This is a genomic window from Enterobacter sp. kpr-6, from assembly GCF_900116015.1.
Classification (GTDB): domain Bacteria; phylum Pseudomonadota; class Gammaproteobacteria; order Enterobacterales; family Enterobacteriaceae; genus Enterobacter_D.
In genome coordinates, this window is the sequence record NZ_FOYH01000003.1 from 37,258 (window position 1) to 60,684 (window position 23,427).

The 23,427-nt window shown below is 56.5% G+C and carries 19 protein-coding genes; 11 read left to right on the top strand and 8 right to left on the bottom strand.

The features are described from left to right. Nucleotides 1-302: 302 nt before the first annotated feature. The 3 genes from BM373_RS09165 to BM373_RS09175 are packed head-to-tail and all read right to left on the bottom strand — an operon-like array spanning nt 303 to nt 4,463. Nucleotides 303-1,682, bottom strand: coding sequence for an efflux transporter outer membrane subunit (locus tag BM373_RS09165; RefSeq protein WP_090461132.1), 1,380 nt, complete (start codon nt 1,680-1,682; stop codon nt 303-305). Then, nucleotides 1,679-2,761: an HlyD family secretion protein gene (locus BM373_RS09170; protein ID WP_090461133.1), complete on the bottom strand. Its 1,083-nt coding sequence runs from the start codon at nt 2,759-2,761 to the stop codon at nt 1,679-1,681. The genes BM373_RS09165 and BM373_RS09170 overlap by 4 nt, the downstream gene beginning before the upstream one ends. A 46-nt stretch (nt 2,762-2,807) precedes the next feature. Next, nucleotides 2,808-4,463, bottom strand: coding sequence for an MFS transporter (locus BM373_RS09175; protein WP_090461134.1), 1,656 nt, complete (start codon nt 4,461-4,463; stop codon nt 2,808-2,810). Nucleotides 4,464-4,763: 300 nt separating this feature from the next. Between BM373_RS09175 and BM373_RS09180 the strand changes: the two genes are divergently transcribed. Both BM373_RS09180 and aldA read left to right on the top strand, forming a co-directional pair. After that, the gene (locus tag BM373_RS09180; RefSeq protein WP_090461135.1) at nt 4,764-5,567 is read left to right on the top strand and encodes a YdcF family protein; all 804 of its coding nucleotides are present in this window, start codon (nt 4,764-4,766) and stop codon (nt 5,565-5,567) included. Between the two features lie 223 nt (nt 5,568-5,790). Further along, on the top strand, nt 5,791-7,206 hold the full coding sequence (aldA, locus tag BM373_RS09185) for an aldehyde dehydrogenase (protein WP_090461136.1): 1,416 nt from the start codon (nt 5,791-5,793) through the stop codon (nt 7,204-7,206). 173 nt (nt 7,207-7,379) lie between these two features. On the opposite strand, the gene BM373_RS09190 is transcribed toward aldA, so the two are convergent. Next, entirely contained in the window at nt 7,380-8,306 is a 927-nt protein-coding gene (locus tag BM373_RS09190) for an alpha/beta hydrolase (RefSeq protein WP_090461137.1), read from the bottom strand. Nucleotides 8,307-8,406: 100 nt separating this feature from the next. On the opposite strand from BM373_RS09190, the gene cybB reads away from it, so the two are divergent. From cybB to BM373_RS09210, 4 genes are all read left to right on the top strand, one after another. After that, the gene (gene cybB / locus BM373_RS09195; RefSeq protein ID WP_090461138.1) at nt 8,407-8,937 is read left to right on the top strand and encodes a cytochrome b561; all 531 of its coding nucleotides are present in this window, start codon (nt 8,407-8,409) and stop codon (nt 8,935-8,937) included. Nucleotides 8,938-9,132: 195 nt separating this feature from the next. Next, complete coding sequence (locus BM373_RS09200) at nt 9,133-10,458, top strand: MFS transporter (RefSeq protein ID WP_090461139.1); 1,326 nt, start codon at nt 9,133-9,135, stop codon at nt 10,456-10,458. A 186-nt stretch (nt 10,459-10,644) separates the two neighbouring features. Beyond that, on the top strand, nt 10,645-10,941 hold the full coding sequence (locus BM373_RS09205) for a hypothetical protein (protein ID WP_090461140.1): 297 nt from the start codon (nt 10,645-10,647) through the stop codon (nt 10,939-10,941). A gap of 139 nt (nt 10,942-11,080) precedes the next feature. Continuing rightward, on the top strand, nt 11,081-11,614 hold the full coding sequence (locus BM373_RS09210; protein ID WP_090461141.1) for a hypothetical protein: 534 nt from the start codon (nt 11,081-11,083) through the stop codon (nt 11,612-11,614). Between the two features lie 147 nt (nt 11,615-11,761). Here BM373_RS09210 and BM373_RS09215 read toward each other — a convergent pair whose 3' ends face one another. Both BM373_RS09215 and BM373_RS09220 read right to left on the bottom strand, forming a co-directional pair. Next, a complete protein-coding gene (locus tag BM373_RS09215) occupies nt 11,762-12,838 on the bottom strand; it encodes a mechanosensitive ion channel family protein (RefSeq protein ID WP_090461142.1) in 1,077 nt (358 codons plus the stop codon). A gap of 117 nt (nt 12,839-12,955) precedes the next feature. Beyond that, the gene (locus BM373_RS09220) at nt 12,956-13,336 is read right to left on the bottom strand and encodes a winged helix-turn-helix transcriptional regulator (protein WP_090461143.1); all 381 of its coding nucleotides are present in this window, start codon (nt 13,334-13,336) and stop codon (nt 12,956-12,958) included. 99 nt (nt 13,337-13,435) lie between these two features. Here BM373_RS09220 and BM373_RS09225 point away from each other — a divergent pair, with 99 nt between their 5' ends. The 5 genes from BM373_RS09225 to BM373_RS09245 all read left to right on the top strand — a co-directional run bounded on the left by BM373_RS09225 (nt 13,436) and on the right by BM373_RS09245 (nt 18,249). Continuing rightward, nucleotides 13,436-14,167, top strand: a complete 732-nt coding sequence (locus BM373_RS09225; RefSeq protein WP_090461144.1) for an SDR family NAD(P)-dependent oxidoreductase — start codon at nt 13,436-13,438, stop codon at nt 14,165-14,167. 246 nt (nt 14,168-14,413) lie between these two features. Next, the gene (locus BM373_RS09230; protein WP_090461145.1) at nt 14,414-14,887 is read left to right on the top strand and encodes a hypothetical protein; all 474 of its coding nucleotides are present in this window, start codon (nt 14,414-14,416) and stop codon (nt 14,885-14,887) included. 89 nt (nt 14,888-14,976) lie between these two features. After that, nucleotides 14,977-15,252, top strand: coding sequence for a metal/formaldehyde-sensitive transcriptional repressor (locus BM373_RS09235; RefSeq protein WP_090461146.1), 276 nt, complete (start codon nt 14,977-14,979; stop codon nt 15,250-15,252). Between the two features lie 31 nt (nt 15,253-15,283). Beyond that, a complete protein-coding gene (locus tag BM373_RS09240) occupies nt 15,284-16,402 on the top strand; it encodes an S-(hydroxymethyl)glutathione dehydrogenase/class III alcohol dehydrogenase (protein ID WP_090461147.1) in 1,119 nt (372 codons plus the stop codon). A gap of 155 nt (nt 16,403-16,557) precedes the next feature. Continuing rightward, entirely contained in the window at nt 16,558-18,249 is a 1,692-nt protein-coding gene (locus BM373_RS09245; RefSeq protein ID WP_090461148.1) for a methyl-accepting chemotaxis protein, read from the top strand. A 177-nt stretch (nt 18,250-18,426) separates the two neighbouring features. Here BM373_RS09245 and BM373_RS09250 read toward each other — a convergent pair whose 3' ends face one another. Together BM373_RS09250 and BM373_RS09255 are read right to left on the bottom strand one after the other, a co-directional pair. Continuing rightward, on the bottom strand, nt 18,427-20,796 hold the full coding sequence (locus BM373_RS09250) for a membrane-bound PQQ-dependent dehydrogenase, glucose/quinate/shikimate family (protein WP_090461149.1): 2,370 nt from the start codon (nt 20,794-20,796) through the stop codon (nt 18,427-18,429). A gap of 286 nt (nt 20,797-21,082) precedes the next feature. Then, nucleotides 21,083-23,383 carry an FdhF/YdeP family oxidoreductase gene (locus BM373_RS09255; RefSeq protein ID WP_090461150.1) on the bottom strand — a complete coding sequence of 767 codons (2,301 nt, stop codon included), beginning with the start codon at nt 23,381-23,383 and terminating at the stop codon, nt 21,083-21,085. Nucleotides 23,384-23,427 lie beyond the last annotated feature (44 nt).

Consider the following 23,427-nt stretch of genomic DNA (forward strand, 5'->3'; position numbering starts at 1 on the left):
GCGCGGACTCGCCTCTCTCCAACAAATCGAGCACGGACCCGCCTTTCCCCCTCTCCCTGAGGGAGAGGGGCGGGGTGAGGGTTGGTGTTCTCCCTCTCCCTAAGGGAGAGGGTCGGGGTGAGGGTGGTGTTCTCCCTCTCCCTGAGGGAGAGGGCCGGGGTGAGGGTGGTGTTCTCCCTCTCCCTGAGGGAGAGGGCCGGGGTGAGGGTTAGTGTTCTCCCTCTCCCTGAGGGAGAGGGCCGGGGTGAGGGTGGTGTTCTCCCTCTCCCTGAGGGAGAGGGTCGGGGTGAGGGTCTGTCAACCTAATCCTGCGCCACCCAGCCACCCCCCAGCGCCCGGTACAAATCCACCTGCGCCAGCAGCACATTATTCTTCACCTGCACCACGCTCAATTGCGTTGAAAACAGCGTGCGCTGGGCGTCCAGCTCATCCAGATACGACGAATACCCATTCCGGTAGCGATTCTGCGCAATGCGCAGCGTCTCCTGGGCGACCTCTGCCTGTGCCTGCAACTCGTCCAGTTGTTCCTGCAAACGCGCAATCGCGTCGAGGCTGTCATTCACTTCTTTAAACGCGTTACGCACCACGTTTTCATAGCTGTACAGCGCCTGATTGCGCTGGGACATCGACACATCCACCTGCGCATTCAGCGCCTGGCGGTTCAGCAGCGGGGCGAGAATGCTGCCGCCCACGCTCCACAGCCGTAGCGGGTTATCCAGCAGATTCGGCAGAGTATCCGCCTGGTACGAGCCGCCCGCCGTCAGGTTTAGCGACGGTAAAAGCTGCGCCTGCGATGAGGCCAGCGTGGCGTCGGCGGCGAGCAATTGCTGCCGGGCCTGGGCGATATCCGGGCGGCGCTCCAGCAGCGATGACGGCAACTGCGACGGAATGCGCAACGGCGTCAGATTATCAAACCCGCCCGTGCGCGGCACCGCGCCGGGATTCTCGCCGAGCAGCAGGCTCAGGGCGTTTTCCTGCCCGGTGATCTGGTGCTGCAACTGCGGGATCTGCGCCCGCGTGGCACGCAATTCAGAATCGGACTGCATCAACTCCAGCCGCGAACTGTAGCCGCTTTCAAACTGACGTTTTGCCAGTTTATAGGCCTCCTCGCGCGCCGTGAGCGTGGCTTGCGTGACGCGAAGCTGTTCGTCCAGCGACAACAAAGTGATGTAACCGGACGCCACCGAGGTCGCCACACTCAGATCGGCAGCCGCCGCAGCCGCTTTTTGCGCGTCGAGCGAGGCCCGCGCCGCATCGGTCGCACTGCGATTCGCGCCCCACAGATCCACATCGTAGCTGGCGCTCAAGTTCCCCCGGTACAGCATGCTGTGGGCAGGCATCCCGGTGGCGGCCGACTGCGAACGCGCCCGCGTCACGCTCAGGCCCGCGTCCAGCGTCGGGAAGAGATTCCCCTCACTGCCGTACACCCGCGCCTGATATTCGTTGATCCGCTCGCGGGCGATCAGCACGTCAGTGTTTTGCCGCAGGGCCCGATCGACATACTGATTAAGCTGGCTGTCGTGAAAATTACGCCACCACACGCCCTCCACCGGGCTTTGCGGGCCGATGGCGGTGCGCCAGGCGGCAGGGATGGTTAATGAAGGCTTCGCGGGGGCAACGTCCACCGACTGGCAGCCTGCCAGTGCCACACAAAGTGCCAGCAATGCAGGGCGGAAGGTCATTGTTTCTCCTCCCTGGTATCAATATGCACCTGCACCGACATGCCAGGGCGTAAGCGCGCGAGCTCCTCCGGTTTGCCGGAAATCTCAATGCGTACCGGAATGCGCTGGGCGATTTTCACAAAGTTACCGGTGGCGTTATCCGGCGTCACGGCGCTGAACTCAACGCCGGTCGCCGGAGAAATACTCTGCACCCGACCGTGATAAGTGGCGTCATTGAGCGCATCAACGGTAAAACGCACCGGCTGGCCGACGCGGATATTCGCCAGTTGCGTTTCCTTAACGTTGGCGATGATCCAGTGCAGGGCCGGCACCAGAGACGTTAAATGGGTACCGGCGGTGACATATCCGCCCTGGCGCACGGCGATCTGCCCAAGCTGACCATCGCGCGGGGCGACAATCCGCGTGTTTTGCAGATCGATTTGCGCCAGCTCCAGCGCGGCTTTGGCGTTTTCCACATCCGCTTCCAGCGACGCACGATTCACAATGGTCGTTTGCAGATCCTGGCGCGACATCTCAAGCGTTGCGGCGGCCTGCGCAATGTCGGCGTTGCCCTGCGCGGCGCTGGCGAGTGCGGCATCGCGCTCACGCACCGAAAGCGAACCGTCGGCGGTGAGATCCTTCACCCGTTTCAAATCCGCCTGGGTTTTCAGATTTTGCGCGCGGGCGTTTTGCAGGGCGGCCTCGTTGCGTTTGATCACCGCTTCCGCGCTTTTCCGTTGCTGAAGGTTATTGTTCAGCGCCGCCACTTTCATCGCCAGTTGCGCCTGCGCCTGATGCACGCGCTGCGTGTAGATGCGGTCGTCAATCTGCATCAGCAGATCGCCACGCTTTACGGTGGCAAAATCCTGCACCTTCACGTCGGTGATGTAACCGTTAACCTGCGGGCTGATAAAGGTGGTCTGGCCGCGTACGTAAGCGTTATCGGTAAACTGCGCGTGGCGGGTAAACGGCGGCAGTTGCCAGGCGTAAAGGATCACCAGCACGCCGACAATGCCAATCGCTGCGGCGGCAAAAATCGAAACGATGCGCAGATTACTGCGGGTGTGTGCCTGCTCCTGGGCGGCGTCCTGCTGACTCATAACCACTCCTGATGTCTTTCGTGTTTCATTATTGTGTTTTTAGTGTTCATGCTTTTTGCTGCATTGCCCGCTTCAGCGCCAGACGCGCGGTGATGCGCAGGCGCAGCAGCCGCCAGACGATCCACAGTAGCGTGCCTGCCGCAATGGTCGCCGTCAGCAGGTAAGTATCGTTGTAAGCCAGAATATTTGCCTGCATGGCGCTCGCCGTTTGCAGTTGATTCACCGCCTGGACGTTCAGCAGGGTGCTGTCGCCGATAAGGTTCCGGTACATCTGGCTGTAAAGCTGGAGGCGGTCATTCACCAGCGGATTTAAGGTGGTGAGCTGCTCGGCAAGCAGGCTGGAATGGTATTTCTCCCGCCAGGTCTGGAAGGTGCCGAGGATTGCCGAACCCAGCAGACCGCCAAGGTTCTGGCTGATGCCAAACAGCACCGAAAAACTGACCAGGTTACGCGGTTCAGCCACCACGCCGCCGATGCCCGCCAGCATCGCCGGAGCAAGGAAAAACGCACTGCTAAAGCCGAGCAGAAACTGGCTTAACAGCAGCTGATCCGGGCGGGTCAGACTGTTGGACTGGCTGTCGAGAAGCGACGCGACAATCATCATGGCCAGCGCGGTGACAATCGGCCACGCCAGGCGCTGCGGTTTGATGGTCAGGCAACTGGCAACAATCCCGCAGACAATCCCCGCCAGAATCGCCCATGCGAGGGTGTTCATCTGCTCATTTTGCAGGCCGACATATTGCAGCCAGCCGATGACCCCGGTGTTTTGTTCCGCCAGCACGATACGGATCAGCAGCATAATCAGCCCCAGACGCACGATACTGCCGCTGGAGAGCCAGCGGGTGTTGAGCAGGGGATTGCTGCGGTTGTGCTCAAAGACGATCGCGCTGACGATCAGCACCAGCGACCCGGCCAGCGCCCAGCCAATCCACGGCGCTTCAAACCACCAGTCCAGCCGCCCGAGCGAAAGCACCGCGCAGAGCAGCGCCATGCCGGGGGCGAAGAGCATGAAGGTGATGAAATCCTTCTTTTCGAACACCTTCTTGCGATCGCCCGGCGGTAATTTAAGGGCGATCACGCAGGCCAGTGAGATCAGCGCCAGGCCCAGTTCAAATAAGTACAGTCCGCGCCATTCGTCGATCTGCAAAAGTTCGGTGGAAAATAGCCGCGCGATGGGGATCGCCAGCGACGAGCCGGTAATGCCAATGGTTAAGGCTTTTAAACGATGCTTCGCGGGCCAGGCCTGGATCTGGTAGTAAATGCCGAGCGAGCTGAGCGCCGCCGCCACCATGCCGTGTGCGGCGCGCACCATCAGCGCGGAACTGAGATCGTTAACGAACAGGTGAAAGAATGTCACCAGCACGTAGATCACCAGAAAGCCTTCAGTGAACGCGCGCAGGCCAAACTGCTGGCGAAACTTCACCAGCAACAGGTTGATGGAAACGTTGGTCATCACATAGACGGTCGGCAGCCAGGCGATTTCCGTTGACCAGGCGGCAAACGAGCCCTGCAAGTTTTGCAGGTTTGCCGTCACCATGGCGTTACCCAGTGCTCCCGTCAGACAGACCAGCAGCCCGACAATGCCATAAGCGATGCGCTTTGGCGTGGTGTGAAACGGCGTGGAAGGGGAGCCGAGCAGCATGGGTTTTTCATGCGGAGCCCATTCTCGTGGCGCATAGGGATCGCTTTTTGGCAAACGCATGACTTATGACCTCATTACAGCGCACGGTGTTGAATTATTAGGGGGCTAAGGATTCTACTTCTTCTGTAAATCATAATTCAAGCCTATGAATTGTGAGAATACAAAAGTCAGATGAATACGAAGTGTGACAACGTCACGTAACCGGTTTACATTTTGCACCTTTTTGAAACCGCAAAGTGTATAGCGGTAATGACGCAGACGACGCGTATAATTGCTTGTTTCGTAACGGGTGATTAAGAGTGATCTGCTGTTTATCTCTTTCTGACCCCTTATTCTGAACAGGATTTCAGAGGAGGTACGATGATCAACACTCACTTTCCGCATCTGCCGGAGCCTGTGCTGGCCGCGACCAACACGCTTGGACGCTGGCTGGCAAATAACGCGTTCGAGGGTAAACCGCAACCGGTAAACGCTGACTGCGTAATCCTGGCGGGTAACGCGGTGATCCCGACCATCGATGCGGCCTGTAAAATCGCCGCTGGCGGCACCATGCCGCTTTTAATCAGCGGCGGCGTGGGGCACTCCACCACGTTTCTCTATGCGGCGATTGCCCGTCACCCGCGCTATAACGCCCTGCGCACTACCGGTCGTAGCGAAGCGGCGATCCTGGCCGACATCGCCCGCCAGTTCTGGAACATTCCGGCGGATCGGATCCTGATTGAAGATAAATCCACCAACTGCGGAGAAAACGCGCACTTTTCCTGTGAACTACTGCGCGCACGCGGCATGACACTGAACACCGCGCTGGTGATTCAGGACCCCACCATGCAGCGCCGCACGATGGCGACCTTTGCCCGTGCCGCAGAAATCAGCGGACTGGACACCCGCTGGCTGAGCTACCCCGGCGTGACGCCCGTTCTGGCGAATGATGCCCGTGGCCTGCGCTTTGCCACGCCATCGGCAGGGCTGTGGCCCGTCGAGCGCTATCTTTCCCTGCTAATGGGCGAGGTGCCGCGCCTGCGCGATGATGAGCAGGGCTATGGCCCGCGCGGGCGCAACTTTATTGTGCACGTTGATTTCCCGGCAGAAATCGAAGCGGCATGGTGCACGATGCTGGCGGACCCGACCCTGACCGCCACCCTGAAAGAACGTGCGCTGCTGTGATCCGTTGACCGTTTGCGCTCGCCCTGTCGCAAACGGTCATTTCGCCTGATTTTCATGTAACTATTTTGTTGCTAAAGCCTTTCTCTTTTTTGCGTGACCTCACAAATCCGGCCCATCAGAGTGGGAAATGGTCCGGCTGGCTGTAGATTTTTAACAATGATTTCACTTGTTAAAAACAATGCCATTACAGGAGCAGGTCATGACAGCACCCGTATAACACCCCATGTATATTGATGGTCAGTTTGTCACCTGGCAGGGCGACGCGTGGTTAGACGTCGTTAACCCGGCGACGGAAGCGTTGATTTCACGCATCCCGGACGGTACCGCCGAAGACGCGCGTAAAGCCATCGACGCCGCCGAACGCGCGCAGCCAGCATGGGAAGCGCTGCCCGCTATCGAACGCGCCGGGTGGTTACGCAAAATTTCCGCCGGGATCCGCGAGCGGGCGAGTGAAATCAGTGCGCTTATCGTCGCTGAAGGCGGCAAAATTCAGCAACTGGCTGAGGTGGAAGTCGCGTTTACCGCCGACTACATCGATTACATGGCGGAGTGGGCGCGCCGTTACGAAGGTGAGATCCTGCAAAGCGACCGTCCGGGTGAAAATATCCTCGTATTTAAACGCGCGCTGGGCGTGACCACCGGCATTCTGCCGTGGAACTTCCCGTTCTTCCTGATCGCCCGCAAACTGGCTCCGGCGCTGATCACCGGTAATACCATCGTCATCAAACCGAGTGAATTCACGCCAAACAACGCGATTGCCTTCGCCAAAATCGTCGATGAAATCGGCTTGCCGCGCGGGGTGTTTAACCTGGTGCTGGGGCGCGGTGAAACGGTCGGTCAGGAGCTGGCGGGCAACCCGAAAGTGGCGATGGTCAGCATGACCGGCAGCGTCGGCGCGGGTGAGAAAATCATGACAGCGGCTGCGAAAAACATCACCAAAGTGTGTCTGGAACTGGGCGGTAAAGCCCCGGCGATTGTGATGGACGATGCCGATCTGGAACTGGCGGTGAAGGCGATTGTCGATTCGCGCGTGATCAACACCGGACAGGTGTGTAACTGCGCCGAGCGCGTGTATGTGCAGAAGGGCATTTACGACCGCTTTGTGAATCGTCTGGGTGAGGCGATGAAAGCGGTGCAGTATGGCGATCCGGCGCAGCGCAACGATATTGCGATGGGGCCATTGATTAACGCTGCCGCACTTGAGCGCGTGGAGCAAAAAGTTGCCCGCGCCGTGGAGCAGGGGGCAAAAGTGGTGCTGGGTGGTAAAGCGGTTGAAGGGAGCGGTTATTTCTACCCGCCGACGCTGCTGCTCGATGTGCAGCAGGAGATGAGCATCATGCATGAAGAAACCTTCGGCCCGGTGCTGCCGGTGGTCGCTTTTGACACGCTGGACGAGGCGCTGGCGATGGCCAACGACAGCGACTACGGCCTGACGTCATCGATTTATACCCGCGATCTTAATACGGCGATGAAAGCGATTAAGGGGCTGAAGTTCGGCGAAACCTATGTGAATCGCGAGAACTTTGAAGCGATGCAGGGGTTCCACGCGGGCTGGCGTAAGTCAGGGATCGGCGGGGCGGATGGTAAGCACGGGCTGAATGAGTATTTGCAGACGCAGATGGTTTATTTGCAGTGCTGAGGTCTACCCCTCACCCTAACCCTCTCCCCAGGGGAGAGGGGACGTTTGCTCCCTCTCCCTGAGGGAGAGGGCCGGGGTGAGGGTCGGTGTTCCTCCTCTCCCTGAGGAAAAAAGCCGGGGTGAGGGTTGGTGTTCCTCCTCTCCCTGAGGAAAAGGGCCGGGGTGAGGGTGAATCACACCTTCGTCCCAATCCACTCCATCATCAGCTCCGGCCACAACGCCACTGGCAGCCCCAGCGCATCGCGGATGCCAAACCCGTGCTGGCCCTGCTCGAACAGATGCATCTCCACCGGCACACCGAGTTTGCGCAAGGCACTAAACATCACCACGCTGTTCTCCACTTTCACCGCCGGGTCATCCACCGCGTGCAGTAAAAACGTCGGCGGCGTATCGGCGCTTACCCGCTCTTCCAGAGAATAATGGTGAATTTGTTCAGCCGTCGGCGTGTCGCCAATCAGTTCATGCCGCGAACCCGGATGGTCGATCTCTTTGTGCATGGTGATCACCGGATAGACCAGCGCCATAAAAGCAGGGCGGGCGCTCTGGTTATCGGCGTCATCAATCGCGGTATAAACCGCTTCGTCGTAGCGGGTGCCCAGGCTTGCTGCAACATGCCCGCCTGCGGAAAAGCCCATCACGCCGAGTTTTTTAGCATCCAGATGCCATTCGTTTGCTCTGGCGCGAAGCAGGCGCATGGCGCGCTGCACATCTGCCAGCGGCGCATTGGCCCCTTCCGCGTGACCGTCGCCGGGCATCCGGTAGGTCATCACAAACAGCGTATAGCCGCGCGCATTAAAGAACGGGGCGAGGGCGCTGCCTTCTTTATCGAGCACCACCCGGCGATAGGAGCCGCCGGGGGTGACAAGGATCCCCACGCCGTTGGGTTTTTCCGGGGCATAAACGGTGATTTGCGCTCCCCGCACGCCGGTCACCGAGCGGTCAAAGGCGCTCGGCCCGGTGTGATTTTCCTCAAGATGAAACGTCACCGGGCTGACGGCGGCACCCGGCGCTTCTCCCGTCGGCCAGACGGGAAAGGTCACGGCGCGCGCGACCGCCTCTTCCATACGCTGTAGCAGGTCAGAATGACTCAATGTCTTCATGCGGTTCTCCGTTACGTGTAAAGGGATTCTGAAAAGTTAATGAATTTTTAATTAAAGCCAGGTATGTTTTTCTTCTCACTGTTTTGTTTCAGGAAAATGCATGCGCAGCAACTATTCAGGCTTACAAATTACCATCCACTGGCTGGTGTTTTTGTTGGTGATTTTCACCTGGTGCTCCATGGAGTTTCGCGGATACGCGCCACGCAACCTCCGGCCTTACTTTAATATCGTCCATGTCTCCTGCGGCATCACGATTCTGGTGCTGATGGTGACACGTCTGCTGCTGCGCCTGAAAACGCCGTCACCGGCTATCGTGCCTAAGCCTAAACCGATGCTCACCGGGCTTGCGCATCTTGGCCATCTGGTGATTTATCTGCTGTTTATCGCGCTGCCGATCATCGGCCTGCTGATGATGTGGTTCCGCGGCAACAACTGGATTGCCTTCGGCATCATCATGCCACACGCGGTGGAAGCGGATTTTGACCTCGTTGATATTCTTAAGGATTATCATGTCACGCTCGCTACGGTAAGCTATTACGTGGTCGGTCTGCATACGCTTGCGGCGCTGATGCACCATTATTTCTGGAAAGACAACACGTTACGTCGTATGTTGCCATACAAGCGCCGCTAATCAGCGACGACTTACTGGCCCCGCTCCGGCGGGGCTTTTTTTGTATTCATCAGTCCGGGAAATGTGATCGCGGCGCGTTTTTTATCGCCTTTCCCGGTTGTAGCTCACATTTTATCGCTCCTGGCTGAGCATAAATCCGTCAGAAAGAGTAGAGAGTATATCTATTATAGAAACAGTATGGGTCCAGGAGGGGGTATGACGCAGCCAGTTGAGCAATCTTTTACGCAGGTGGATATGCAGGAAGAAACGGCGAATTCGCGAAAACTACGCAAAGTTTTACTGGCGACCGGGGTTGGCCATTTTGTTGAATGGTTTGATTTTGGTTTGTACGGCACGCTTGCGGCGATTATCGGCTTGCAGTTCTTTCAGACGGGCGATCCGGCTGTGGCACTGCTCTCATCGTTTGCGGTGTTTGGCGCGGGCTTTATTATGCGTCCGCTGGGCGGCCTCTATTTTGGTTCACTGGGCGACCGGGTGGGCAGGCAGAAGATCCTCGCCACGGTGATTTTGCTCACCTCCGGGGCCACCTTTGTGATGGGGCTGCTGCCGACCTATCACCAGGTGGGCATTACCGCGACGGTGCTGCTGGTGATCACCCGTCTGGTGCAGGGATTTGCGGCGGGGGGAGAAAGCTCCGGCGCAACGACATTTCTGGCGGAATACGCGCCCGTCGCCCGGCGCGGTTTCTTTACCTGCTGGATCGATAACTTTGGTTTTATGGCGTTCGTGGCCGGTTCCGGGCTGGTGTTTTTACTCACCGCGCTGCTCGGCGAAGGGGCGATGAACGACTGGGGCTGGCGCATTCCGTTCCTGATCGCCGGGCCGCTGGGTTGGGTGGGGCTCTACCTGCGTAAACATCTGGAGGATTCCCCGGAGTTTCTCGCCGCGGCGAAGCAGGGACAGACGCAGGCGCAACCGCTGCGCGCTGCCGTCACCACCGCCTGGCGCGCGCTGTTGTTCTGCGTCGGCTTTGTAGTGATCAAAGCCGTGGGCCACTGGACGCTGCAAACTTTTATGCCCAGTTATTTATCCACACAGATGCATTTCTCAAAACTTCACGCCTACGCGATTACCACCATTGGTCTGTTTGCGATTGCGGTGATGGTGCCGTTCATGGGGCTGCTGTCGGATAAATTTGGGCGCAAACCGCTGATGCTGGCGGGCTGCGGCGGATTTATTCTGTTCAGCTACCCGGCGATGATGGTGATGGCTAACGGCGATATGCTCTCAGCGATTCTGGCGATGCTGATGCTCGGCGCGTTTATCGCGGCGTTTGACGGCGCATGCAGCGCGGCGATGGCGGAACTTTTTCCGACCAGCATCCGCTACGGCGGTTTATCAATTGCCTATAACTTTGCCGTCGCCTTTTTTGGCGGCATCACGCCGTGGTTTTCAGTCTGGCTTATTACCTCAACCGGCAATCCCTTCTCCCCGGCGTTCTACGTGATGGGCGCGGCGCTGATTACCTTCCTGACCGTAATGCGCGCGAAAGAAACGGCAGGACTGCCGCTTAAGCGTTAACCCTAAACGGCGCAAAGAATATATTTTCCTTATTCTTTGCGCCGTTTATTATTTTTTCGCGTTATTTGACTGCACTCATTCAAATTAAAGACTGGAAGCATTCATGATGAGTGTTGTTTTCAATCAATAAGCGAAAGAAATTTCAGATCTATTTTACCGACTCCATTCACATACGGAGTTATTACAATGAAAATAAAAACGTTATTACTGGTTTTAATAACAGGGGCGAGTTTTTTTACAGCGGACATTGCGTTTGCAGAAAGCAGTTCGCTTTCCGACGCACAAATTAAAGAAAGGATTATTCAGGAGTCTATTGCTGAGTATCCGGGGACCTGTGCCTGTCCATTTAACCGTGCGCGCAACGGGAGTTCGTGCGGTAAGCGCAGCGCCTGGAGTAAGGCCGGAGGCTACGCGCCCATTTGCTATAAAGATGAAGTTACCGATGACATGATTAAACAGTGGCGTGAAGCCAATAATGGTTAATCCCTTTCTCAACCGGCGATAACGTTCCCTGGCGCTTTTGACTGCGCATCCTAAGATTAAAGTGCTAAGCGAGGCGATATCGGTTAGCACTTTCAATTGCTAAACATGATAACGGCAGAAATAAGAAGGGTGCGGATAAGTGAAAATTGCATGTCTTGGCTGGGGATCGTTAATCTGGAAACCACAACAACTGCCGCTGGCCGGGGACTGGCATCGGGATGGCCCTGATATGCCGATTGAGTTTTCCCGCGTGGGTGATGGCGGCGAACTGGCGACGGCGGTGTGTATAAATGCTCCGGCCGTGCAGGTGTACTGGGCTTTACTCAACGTCGAAACGCTGCAACAGGCGATTCTGGCGCTGCGCGAGCGCGAGCAAATTCCGGCATCGCGTGAAGATGGCATTGGTGTACTGATACTTCGAGGCAATCCAACAGGCGATCTGGCCCAATGGATGGCAGAAAAGGGACTGGATGCGGTGATCTGGACGGCATTGCCGCCACGACTTGAAGGCCTTGAGGGACGTATTCCCTGCGTAGACGATGCGCTGGAGTATCTTCGAACACTTGAAGGCGAAACGCTTGAACATGCGCAGGATTATATCCGGCGGGTGCCAGCCGAGTTTGAAACGCCTTATCGTAAAGCGATTCGCGAGCAGCTTGGATGGGATTGCTGAGATAAATCTTCCTGACAAACCAGGCTTTTGTGGCACTCATTTTTTCAGCCATAAACCTGTTGAGCATGCACAAAAGAATTCACTTGAATCGGCCCTGCAAAGCAGGGCCTTTAGTTTTTACGAGCAAGGAACGAATGCGGAAAATAATTACTCGCTCTCTGAGGCTACGGAAGCGGTCAGTGTCGCCCGGACATGAGGTAGGCTCTGCGGGTAATTCTGCTGAATAAACTCAATCATTTTTTCCCGCACATGACAGCGTAAATCAAAAGCCGTCGGTGAATTCTGGGCGGTCATCAATAGTCTGATGGTCATGGTTTTTTCAGTCGTTTCGGTAACCTGAAGCACCTGAGTTTCTTTATCCCAGAGCTTTGTCTCATTGAGTACTTTTTCAAAGTGCTGGCGCAGAGGCTGTAAGGGCATGGAGTAATCAAGGTAAAGAAAAACAGAACCTAAAATTTGCGCATTATTTCGGGTCCAGTTCTGAAAGGGATTTTCGGTAAAGTAGGTAATTGGCAACACCAGCCGACGCAGATCCCAGAGACGCACCACAACATACGTCAGGTTTATTTCCTCAATCCAGCCCCATTCTTTTTCAACCACCACCGCATCATCAATTTTTATTGGCTGCGTAAAGGCGATCTGAATTCCGGCGAACAAATTGACAAGCGACTTTTGCAGCGCAAAACCAATGATCAATCCGGCAACCCCGGCACCGGCCAGAATGGTCGTACTAAATTTTCGGGCGGCAGGGAAGCTGAGTAAAATCATAGAAAGACAGAGCAGCACGAGTATGACAATAGCGACTTTCTTAACATACATTATCTGCGTGCGAATTTTCCTGGCACGAAGATTATTCGAGATATTAATGTCATAACGGATAAAAAGCATATCCTGAGCAACGTTAATCAGTCGGACCAGCACTGAACAAAATGACAGGATAATAAAGATATTCGTTGTCGTCCTGATAAAGCCAAGCGATTCAGGCTGGATGTGGACATAATTAATCCCTACGCGTATGAACAGCAGGGGAATGAACAGAAACATCGATCCGCGAAGGTGTTTCTCAAGTGATTTAAAGAGCTTTCTGTCACGACTCTGCCAGTAACGAATGAATAGCAGAAGTATAAATCTCGCGAGAAAACCCACCGCGAGGGAGATTGTGACGAGCAATACAGCAGGCACCCATGCCGGAGCGCCAGATAACTCACCAAATAAAAAAGGCATGCTTTCTCCTTATTTTCTGCCAACAACCTGACGTTATCAGATCGCTTAAAAAATCAGTCACCTTGTCCGGCAGCTTTCTGCTGAGTGCCTGACAGACGCGCATAAGTATAGAAAAATTCAGCACACTTCTTCGGTATGCCGGGAATCATATTCCAGTTGAGCCTGGCTCACCTCAGGCCCGTGCCTGAGCGCCCATTCATACAGCGCACTAAACGGTTCCTGTAGCGTCTTTGCCAGTGCGGTCAGGCTGTATTCCACACTCACGGGCGAAGTAGGCAGCACCTTCCGATGCACCAGCCCATTGCGCTCAAGCCGCTTAAGCGCGTCAGACAAGGCCTTGTGTGTGATCCCATCCAGACGGCGACGGAGTTCGTTAAAGCGTGCGGGTTCACTGCACAGAACGGTGAGTATTAAAATTGACCATTTATTGGTGATGTGCTCAAGGACAGGCCGGGTTTTTCCTACTTCTTTCAGGCTATTACAATCAATCTTATGCATGGCGATATACTCCGCGATACCTGGTATAAACAAAGTGCGTAATTGTTATTAAGTATAAAAATTATATCATCTGTTTTCCATCCCAACAGGAGTTAGCAGATGCAAAGGTTAGAGAATAAAGTGGCCCTGATCCTGGGCGGCGCAAAAGGTATTGGTCTTGCTATCAGCCAGCGATTTGCCCGTGAAGGGGCAACCACCTGGTTCACCTCGCGCCGAAATGAGGATTTAGAAACAGCCAGCCAGACAATTAATGGCAACGCCAGGCCGCTACGTGCTGATGTCAGCCAGATAAGCGAACTGACCCGTATCGTTGACGTCATTAAAGCTGAGTCCGCTCAGATAGATGTTCTGGTCATCAACGCGGGCATGGCGGAATACGCGACTATTGATGACGTCACCCCGGCGCATTTTGATTCTATTTTCAGCCTGAATGTGCGCTCCCCGTTATTTGCTCTTCAGGCAGCACTTCCCCTGATGAAAGAGGGGGCGAGTGTCGTGTTGATCGGTTCGGTTGCCGATGTCATTGGTACCCGCGGATATGGCGTATATGGCGCGAGTAAAGCGGCATTGCGTTCCTTTGCCCGCACGTGGACCGGTGAGCTTGCCGCCAGGGGGATTCGCATAAATGTGGTCGCCCCGGGTCCTGTCGATACGGATATGATGCAGGCTGCTTCCGAAGAGCTGCGTAACGGGATAATCAGCGCCATTCCGTTATCAAGGATGGGTAAACCGGAAGAAGTGGCTAATGCGGCATTATTTCTGGCGAGTGACGAAAGCAGCTATATAGCTGGCGCAGAAATCTGTGTGGATGGCGGGCTGACGCAGGTTTAGGAAGTCAGGTACGCAGAATTCGCCCTGATAGTGGCTTTAAAACATGTCCGCTTTGAGTTGAAGCGGACGTTCGGCACCCGTTCTTCTGCTTCCCACTCCCTCATGGCGGCTGTCTTAAGCCCTTCATCTATACTGACTGACTATTGCAGCGATCATTTGCATACGAGGTCACGCAACGTTAATGACCTGTCCCCCCTAAGAACGCGTAAAGAAGTAAAAACCCTTTATTCATCCGGGAGATAAAGAATGAAAATAACCAGTTTTGTTTATTCCGCCCTGATTGGCCTTGTCGCCAGTTGCCGTTCCATGACGCCAATGGCGGCCATCGCTGCAGCACGTATTGCCAGACGCGACACACCGGGCCGTATTTTACTGCTGGACCGTCCGCTATTCAAATACGGCGCGTTGGCGATGGGTGTAGGTGAACTTTTTGGCGACAAGATGAAGTCAGCGCCGGACCGCACCGTATTTTTGGGGCTGACTGCACGCGTGGCCAGTGCAGGGATTGCGGGTGCTGCGCTGGCTCCCAGCGGAAAAGAAAAAGCCGGGGCCGCGATTGCTGTCTCTACCGCTGTACCACTTGCCTATGCATCGCTTGCGGCACGCAAAAAGGCCATAGAAGAGATAGGGCAGACCAGAAGCGGCCTGATTGAAGATACGCTCATCGTGGCTATCGGAGCAGCAGTGGTTTTCCTGGCAACGCGATCAAATCGTCGTTAAACGTACATATTGCCAGGTAACAAAAGAGAAATTTCACAATAGTTTAGAAATTCTGTTACTATACCCCCCTACAGTATACAGGAGGGCGTATGCCACATTCACCTGCAGATAAAAAGCGCATCCTCACCCGCGTTCGTCGCATACGCGGCCAGGTTGATGCGCTTGAGCGTGCGCTGGAATCCGGCGAACCGTGCCTGGCCATTTTGCAGCAGATCGCCGCCGTACGCGGTGCGGCGAATGGTCTGATGGGCGAAATGGTCGAAATTCACCTCAAAGATGAGCTGGTTACCGGCGATACCACGCCGGATCAACGTGCAGTCAGGATGGCGGAAGTCGGCCATCTTTTGCGCTCTTATCTAAAATAATCATTACCGTTCCAGTAAGGGAAGAGACTCTATGAAATCACGTGCAGCCGTTGCTTTTGGGCCAGGTCAGCCTTTAAAGATCGTTGAAATTGATGTCGCACCGCCGAAAAAAGGCGAAGTGCTGGTAAAAATTACCCACACCGGCGTGTGCCATACCGATGCGTTCACCCTGTCAGGTGATGATCCGGAAGGCGTATTCCCGGCGGTGCTCGGTCACGAAGGCGGCGGTATCGTTGTTGAAGTGGGCGAGGGCGTTACCAGCCTGCAACCGGGCGATCATGTGATCCCGCTGTACACCGCCGAGTGTCGCGAGTGTAAGTTCTGTAAATCCGGCAAAACTAACCTGTGCCAGGCCGTTCGCACCACCCAGGGTAAAGGCCTGATGCCGGATGGCACCACGCGCTTCTCCTACAATGGCGAGCCGATCTATCACTATATGGGCACCAGCACCTTCAGTGAATACACCGTTGTAGCTGAAATCTCGCTGGCGAAAGTTAACCCGCAGGCCCCGCTGGATAAAGTCTGTCTGCTGGGCTGTGGTGTCACCACCGGTATCGGCGCGGTGCACAACACGGCGAAGGTAAAAGAGGGTGACAACGTTGCGGTGTTCGGGCTTGGCGGCATTGGTCTGGCGGTCATCCAGGGCGCTGTGCAGGCAAAAGCAGGCCGCATTCTGGCGGTCGATACCAACCCGGAAAAATTCAAGCTGGCAGCCGAAATGGGTGCAACCGACTTCATCAACCCGAACGATTACGACAAACCGGTTCAGGATGTGATTGTTGAAATGACCGACGGCGGCGTGGAGTACAGCTTCGAGTGCATCGGCAACGTGAACGTGATGCGCGCGGCGCTGGAATGCTGCCACAAAGGATGGGGCGAGAGCGTCATCATCGGCGTGGCGGGCGCGGGCCAGGAAATCAAAACCCGTCCGTTCCAGTTGGTGACCGGTCGCGTCTGGCGCGGTTCTGCGTTTGGCGGCGTGAAAGGCCGTACCCAACTGCCGGGCATGGTTGAAGATGCGATGTCAGGCAAAATCCAGCTTGATCCGTTCATTACCCACCGCCTGCCGCTCGATCAGATCAACGAAGCATTCGATCTGATGCACGAAGGCAAATCTATCCGCACCGTTATCCATTTCGGCGATAACTAATGCCTCTGCCAGCGGTTTTACCGCTGGCTCTCTTCTGATTGTTTCAGATTTGTGATCTGGCTGGCGATTTTAGCTATAAGATAAAATGCTGATTTGCCGATGACTCTTTTTACAGGCGTGTTTTACGCATCTTTCCTATAAGAGAGTCGATAGCCATGGATAACACAGCAGCTATAAACAGACCGCAACCCGTGGGTTTTTTACACCATATCCGGTTAGTTCCCTTGTTTTCTGCGATTCTTAGCGGCATTTTGCTGCTTTTTGCACTGAGCGCAGGGCTTGCGGGATACTTCCTGATACAGGCAGACCACGATCAGCGCGATGTGACAGAAGAAATTCAGGTACGAATGGGATTATCGAACAGTTCTAACCACCTACGAACTGCGCGAATCAACATGATCCATGCTGGTGCGGCGAGCCGTATTGCCGAAATGGATGACATGAAAATGAACATCCAGGAAGCTGAAAAACGCATTAAACAATCGCAGGACGGATTTAACGCTTACATGCAGCGCAGTGTGAAAACTGCGGCAGACGAAGCGATTGATGGCGAACTGAATGCCCGCTTCAAAGCTTATATCGACGGGCTGCAACCGATGCTCAAATATGCCAAAAACGGCATGTTCGAAGCCATCATCAACCATGAAAACGAGCAGGCACGACCGCTCGATACCGCTTACAACGAGGTCCTGCTCAAAGCCATCCAGATCCGCACCGAGCGGGCAAACACCCTGAGCGATCTGGCGCACAGCCGTACACAGCTTGGGCTAATGTTTATGGCAGGCGCGTTTATCATCGCGTTGGTATTAACCCTCATCACCTTTATCGTTCTGCGCCGCACGGTGATCCAGCCGCTGCAACATGCTGCAAAACGCATTGAACACATTTCAAAAGGCGATTTAACGCTGCCTGAAGAAGCGACCGGACGCAGCGAAATCGGCGTGCTGTCGCGTCATCTGCAAAACATGCAGCGTGCGCTGGTGCAAACCGTGGGCACGGTACGCCAGGGCGCAGAAGAGATTTATCGTGGTACCAGCGAAATCTCAGCCGGTAACACCGATTTATCTTCCCGTACCGAACAGCAGGCTGCGGCGATTGAGCAAACAGCCGCCAGCATGGAGCAGTTAACCGCGACCGTGAAACAGAACGCCGACAACGCGCATCATGCCAGCAAGCTGGCGGGCGACGCTTCCGGCAAAGCCACCAAAGGCGGGCAAATCGTCTCCGGCGTGGTGCAGACGATGGGCAACATCACGGCCAGCTCGAAGAAAATCTCTGAGATCACAGCGGTCATTAACAGCATCGCGTTCCAGACCAACATCCTGGCGCTGAACGCCGCCGTAGAAGCTGCGCGCGCAGGCGAGCAGGGCCGTGGATTTGCGGTGGTTGCCAGCGAAGTGCGTACGCTTGCCAGCCGCAGTGCGCAGGCAGCGAAAGAGATCGAAGCGCTGATCAGCGAATCCGTGACGCTTATCGAGCGCGGTTCGGGTGAAGTGGTCGCCGCCGGGAATACCATGGGCGACATCGTGGATGCGGTTAAACGCGTGACCGACATTATGCTGGAGATCGCCGCGGCGTCTGACGAGCAGAGTAAGGGCATTGAGCAGGTGAGCCAGGCCATCACCGAGATGGATAACGTGACCCAGCAAAACGCCTCGCTGGTGGAAGAGGCTTCAGCCGCGGCATCGTCGCTCGAAGAGCAGGCCGCCCGTCTGACCGAAGCGGTGGGTACCTTCCGCCTGCAACAGACGTCACAGAAGCACGAAGAAAAACCGGTTGCCGCGAAGGGCTTTACGCCGAAACCGGCAGCGGTAACGCCTGCGGGCGATCACTGGGAAACGTTCTGAGTTGAGTTAAATGACCCTCACCCCGGCCCTCTCCCTGAGGGAGAGGGGGCAGAATTCCCTATCCCTCAGGGAGAGGGTTAGGGTGAGGGTGTAAAATTCCCTCTCCCTCAGTTAAGTCTGTGCACAATCCATTCCCTCTCCCTCAGGGAGAGGGTTAGGGTGAGGGTGACCCCCGCCTTACGCCTTATCCGGCAACGCATACGCAATAATATAATCACCGCGATCCGCTGACTGACGCGCCCCACCTGCATTAATCACAATAAACTGCTTACCCGTTTTCGGTGACACATAGGTCATCGGGCCGGACTGGCTGCCGACCGGCAGGCGCGATTTCCAGATCTCTTTCCCGGTTGCCGTATCAAACGCGCGCAGATAGAAATCCTGCGTCCCCGCGAAGAACAACAAACCGGACTGCGTGGAAAGCGAAGCGCCCAGCGTCGGCATCCCAATCGGGATCGGCAGATGCATACGAATACCCAGCGGTCCCGTGTCCTGCACGGTCCCCACCGGCACCTGCCACACCAGCTTCCCGGACTTCAGATCCACCGCCGACATCGTACCGAACGGCGGCTTCTGGCAAGGAATACCCAGCGGTGAGAGGAAACGCTCGCGCATCGCGCCATACGGCGTTCCGTCCATCGGCACAATGCCCATCTCGATCCCACTGGCGTTCTTCGCGACACTGGCGCGCGGCACCATATAGTTCGCCAGACCCAGACGCATATCGTTAACAAACATCAGGCTGTTGTTCGGATCGAGGGAGACGCTGCCCCAGTTCATGCCGCCCAGCGAGCCGGGGAATTGCAGGGAGCGATCCAGACCCGGCGGGGTATAAACCCCTTCATGACGCATCGCTTTAAACTCAATGCGGCACAGCAGCAGATCGATCGGCGTGGCACCCCACATGTCCGATTCGGTCAGCGTCTGGTTGCCGATCATCGGCATCCCCACAGAATATGGCTGCGTCGGAGAGTAGCGCTCGCCTTTCACCTTGCCCGCCGGAACCGGGCGCTCTTCAACCTTCGCCACCGGCTCGCCGGTTTCACGGTTGAGCATAAAGATCATGCCCTGTTTACTGGTCTGCACCAGCACCGGCGTGGTGCCGCCTTTACCGTCCGGCAGGTCGGTGAGCAGCGGTTGCGACGGTAAATCGAAATCCCACAGATCGTGGTGCGTGGTCTGATAATGCCAGCGCACCTGACCGCTGGCAGCATCCACCGCGACAATCGACGAGCTGTATTTATCGTCGAGCGCTGTACGCTCACCCGCGTAGAAGTCCGGCGTGGCGTTGCCGGTCGGCAGATAAATCAGGTTCAGCTTCGCGTCGTAAGACATCGCCGACCAGACGTTCGGCGTACCGCGCGTATAGGTCTGGCCTTCCGGCGGCAGCCCGGTGAGCGCCGGATTACCCGGATCCCAGGCCCATGCCAGTTTACCGGTATGTACGTCATAGGCGCGCACCACGCCCGGCGGTTCGCCAGTGGAGAAGTTATCCGCCACGCGACCGCCGACTACCACCACATTGCCCGCCACTAATGGCGTGGAGGTTTGCTGGTAGTAACCCGGTTTGATTTCGCCCATGCCGACGCTCAGATCCACCACGCCGCGATCGCCAAAATCATCGCAAAGCTGACCGTTATCGGCGTTGATCGCCACCAGACGTGCATCGGTGGTTGGCAGGAACAAGCGGCGCGGGCAGGCGGCCACCGGGCTTTGCGCCTGCGGTGCGGCCTGGGCCTGAGTATCCTCGTAATAGCCTAAACCCCGGCAGCGCTGCCAGTTGGGGGCAGTGGCTTTACTGTCATAGCGCCATTTTTCTTTACCGGTATCCACATCCAGCGCCAGCACTTTGCTGTACGGCGTGCAGACAAACAGCGTGTCACCGATTTGCAGCGGGGTATTCTGATCTTCCGCGCCCGAACCGTTACTCTGCGGAATGTCGCCAGTGTGCGCGACCCAGGCGACTTTAAGATCATTAACGTTTTGCTTGTTGATCTGATCCAGCGCGGCGAAGCGGTCGCCGTGGGTGGTATTCCCCCAGTGCTTCCACTCTTTTTGTTCCTGGCCTGCGGCGACCGGTTTGACCGGCACAGCTTCACTGGCGGTAACCAGCGTCTGCGGTTTGAACATCCAGCCAGCGCTTACCAGCAGCGCCAGCGCAATGATCGCCGCGAGGGCAAACGCAGGTTTTTTACTGGCAGAAGGGAACAGATAAGGCCAGAGGATCGCGGCTAAAAACGCCAGCACGCCGAAGGTAAACAGGCGGGAGAACAGCGGCCAGAAATCCCATCCGGCATCGCTGACGGCCCAGATGATGGAGGCGATAAACGCCAGCCCGTAGAGCGCAATGCCGCTGGCGTTAGAGCGGAAGATCAGCACCCCCGCGCACACCATCACAATCCCCATGATCAGGAAGTAATAACTGCCGCCCACGATGACGAGCTTACCTCCCAGAATGCCAATCGCCAGACCGATGAGGATCATCAGCCCGGCAAGGAGCCACTGCAGGACACGAATCATCCCGCGCGGCGTACTGCCTGTTTCCATAACGTTCTCCTGAAACACTCGCCCAGAAATGAACCAAATCGGTAATTTACTGGGGTTAAATATTTTGAATGAAGGTAATAGCACTCACATTTATGGTTTTTGAAACCGTTAAATGAAAGTGAATGAACCATATGGTGAAAGAGGCGGTATGATAAAACTGTTAAATTGGTTAGCGCAATTGTTAAAAATTAATTTCGCATTATTTGAGTATGGGGAAGGGACACCCTCACCCTGGCCCTCTCCCTGAGGGAGAGGGTCGGGGTGAGGGTCTGCTGAACGTGAAAACTCAGGCTATCCGCGCAGAAACCCGCGGTTGCGCAACTGTCACCTTCACCGGGATCGACTTCGACGTTGGCGTGCCTGTCCCGTCGCCAAAGCGGGAGAGCGGCACCAGCGGGTTGGTTTCCGGGTAATAGGCCGCCAGATTGCCGCGCGGAATGTCGTAAGCCACCAGTTTGAAATTCTCCACCCGGCGGAGAATGCCGTCGGTGGCGGCGGTTTCAATATCCACGCGATCCCCATCGTGCAGGCCCAGCGCGGCGATATCGTCCTCATGCATAAACAGCACATCGCGCTGACCGTACACGCCGCGATAACGGTCATCGAGGCCGTAAATCGTGGTGTTGTACTGATCGTGCGAGCGCAGGGTTTGCAGCACAAACGGCGCGTCATCGCCCGCCGGGCAGACGGAATCAGGCAGGGCGGCGGCGCTGAACTCCGCTTTGCCCGACGGCGTGGAAAAGCGCAGCGCAGCAGCGGCATTACCGAGCCAGAATCCGCCGGGCTCATCGCAGCGGGCGTTGAAATTGTCAAAACCTGGCAGCGTGGCGGCAATATGATCGCGAATGCGCCCGTAATCATCGGCGAGCGCCAGCCAGTCCAGCTTGCTGCTGCCGAGCGTGGCGTGCGCAATGTGCGCGACAATCGCCGTTTCGGAGCGCTGTTGAGTACTCAGCGGCTTCCCGATCCCTTCGGAGGCGTGCACCATGCTGAAGGAATCTTCCACGGTAATAAACTGCCGCCCGCTGGCCTGCATATCTTCTTCCGTGCGCCCAAGGGTCGGCAAAATCAGCGACTCTGCGCCGGGCATCAGATGGCTGCGGTTCAGCTTGGTGCTGATATATATCGTCAGGCCGCAGCGCGTAAGTGCCTCGCAGGTGCGTGGCGTGTCGGGCGCAGCGGCGGCGAGGTTGCCGCCAAGGGCAATCAGCACTTTTACTTCGTCGCGCAGCATCGCTTCAATTGCCGCAACCGTGTGGTGCCCGGGCTCGCGCGGCGGGGTGAAATCAAAATGCCGTGCCAGGCTGTCGAGCAGGGCGGCGGGCGGTTTTTCGTCGATCCCCATCGTGCGGTTACCCTGCACGTTACTGTGACCGCGCACCGGGCACAGCCCCGCGCCCGGCTTGCCTAAATGCCCGCCGAGCAGTTGCAGGTTGGTGATCTCCCGGACCGTCGCCACGGAGTGTTTATGCTGGGTGATCCCCATCGCCCAGGTGCAGATCACCCGTTTCGCCTGCTGCCAGACGCGGGCGGCGTCGCGCAATTGCTGTTCGCTTAAACCCGACTGGCGTTCAATGGTCTGCCAGCTCGTCGCGTCAATTTGCGCAAACCAGCCGTCAATGCCGTGGGTATGCTGATTGATAAAGGCTTCATCGAAAATCCCCGGCTCGCCTGCGGCAATGCGCTGGCGCTGGGTGTCGAGCAGGGCTTTTGCCATTCCGCGCACTGCCGCCATGTCACCGCCAAGATTCGGCTGGTAATAGGCGGAACTGATCGTGCCCGCCATCGGCGTCACCACTTCAAGCGGTTTTTGCGGATCGGCAAAGCGCTCCAGCCCGCGTTCACGCAGGGTATTGAAGGTCACAATCTGCGCACCCCGATCGGCGGCATGACGCAGGCTGTGCAGCATTCGCGGGTGATTGGTGCCAGGGTTTTGCCCGAAAACGAAAATCGCATCGGCTTGCTCAAAATCATTCAGGTGCACCGTGCCTTTGCCGACGCCGATGCTCTGTTTTAGCCCCGTGCCGCTGGCTTCGTGGCACATATTGGAGCAGTCCGGGAAGTTATTGGTGCCGAGCATCCGGCCAAAAAGCTGATACAGGTACGAGGCTTCATTGCTGGCGCGCCCGGAGGTGTACAGCTCAAGCTGGTTCGGGTTGTCCATGGCCTGAATCCGTTGCGCAATCAACGCAAACGCATCGTCCCAGGCGATGGGTTCATAGCGATCGGTTGTGACGTTGTAACGCAGGGGTTCGGTCAGACGCCCCTGATATTCAAGGAAATAGTCGCTTTGCTGGCGCAGAGCGCTGACGCTGTGTTGCGCAAAGAATCCGGCGTCAACCTGGCGGCGGGTCGCTTCCCAGGTAACGGCTTTTGCGCCGTTCTCACAAAAACTGAAGGTGCTTTTGTTGTCATCGCCCCAGGCGCAGCCGGGGCAGTCAAAGCCACGGGCTTTATTCATGCGCAGTAAATTGCGCATGTTTTTTAAGGCATTTTTGCTGTCAATCACGAAGCGGGTGGTGGCTTCAAGGGACCCCAGACCACCGGCAGCAGCGTGGTAGGGTTTAATCGCGGATTTGAATTTCATGGCTCTTCCTGACAGCGGGTTGCATCACAGCAGTCTATACCCTG

Bases quoted from the DNA above. Each gene is read 5' to 3' on its own strand.
- BM373_RS09205 (WP_090461140.1), top strand. From the start codon at position 10,645: ATGAAAATAAAAACGTTATTACTGGTTTTAATAACAGGGGCGAGTTTT.
- BM373_RS09175 (WP_090461134.1), bottom strand. From the start codon at position 4,463: ATGCGTTTGCCAAAAAGCGATCCCTATGCGCCACGAGAATGGGCTCCG.
- cybB (WP_090461138.1), top strand. From the start codon at position 8,407: ATGCGCAGCAACTATTCAGGCTTACAAATTACCATCCACTGGCTGGTG.
- BM373_RS09245 (WP_090461148.1), top strand. From the start codon at position 16,558: ATGGATAACACAGCAGCTATAAACAGACCGCAACCCGTGGGTTTTTTA.
- BM373_RS09230 (WP_090461145.1), top strand. From the start codon at position 14,414: ATGAAAATAACCAGTTTTGTTTATTCCGCCCTGATTGGCCTTGTCGCC.
- BM373_RS09250 (WP_090461149.1), bottom strand. From the start codon at position 20,796: ATGGAAACAGGCAGTACGCCGCGCGGGATGATTCGTGTCCTGCAGTGG.
- BM373_RS09190 (WP_090461137.1), bottom strand. From the start codon at position 8,306: ATGAAGACATTGAGTCATTCTGACCTGCTACAGCGTATGGAAGAGGCG.
- BM373_RS09235 (WP_090461146.1), top strand. From the start codon at position 14,977: ATGCCACATTCACCTGCAGATAAAAAGCGCATCCTCACCCGCGTTCGT.
- BM373_RS09215 (WP_090461142.1), bottom strand. From the start codon at position 12,838: ATGCCTTTTTTATTTGGTGAGTTATCTGGCGCTCCGGCATGGGTGCCT.
- BM373_RS09165 (WP_090461132.1), bottom strand. From the start codon at position 1,682: ATGACCTTCCGCCCTGCATTGCTGGCACTTTGTGTGGCACTGGCAGGC.
- BM373_RS09170 (WP_090461133.1), bottom strand. From the start codon at position 2,761: ATGAGTCAGCAGGACGCCGCCCAGGAGCAGGCACACACCCGCAGTAAT.
- BM373_RS09240 (WP_090461147.1), top strand. From the start codon at position 15,284: ATGAAATCACGTGCAGCCGTTGCTTTTGGGCCAGGTCAGCCTTTAAAG.
- BM373_RS09255 (WP_090461150.1), bottom strand. From the start codon at position 23,383: ATGAAATTCAAATCCGCGATTAAACCCTACCACGCTGCTGCCGGTGGT.
- aldA (WP_090461136.1), top strand. From the start codon at position 5,791: ATGTATATTGATGGTCAGTTTGTCACCTGGCAGGGCGACGCGTGGTTA.
- BM373_RS09180 (WP_090461135.1), top strand. From the start codon at position 4,764: ATGATCAACACTCACTTTCCGCATCTGCCGGAGCCTGTGCTGGCCGCG.
- BM373_RS09220 (WP_090461143.1), bottom strand. From the start codon at position 13,336: ATGCATAAGATTGATTGTAATAGCCTGAAAGAAGTAGGAAAAACCCGG.
- BM373_RS09200 (WP_090461139.1), top strand. From the start codon at position 9,133: ATGACGCAGCCAGTTGAGCAATCTTTTACGCAGGTGGATATGCAGGAA.
- BM373_RS09225 (WP_090461144.1), top strand. From the start codon at position 13,436: ATGCAAAGGTTAGAGAATAAAGTGGCCCTGATCCTGGGCGGCGCAAAA.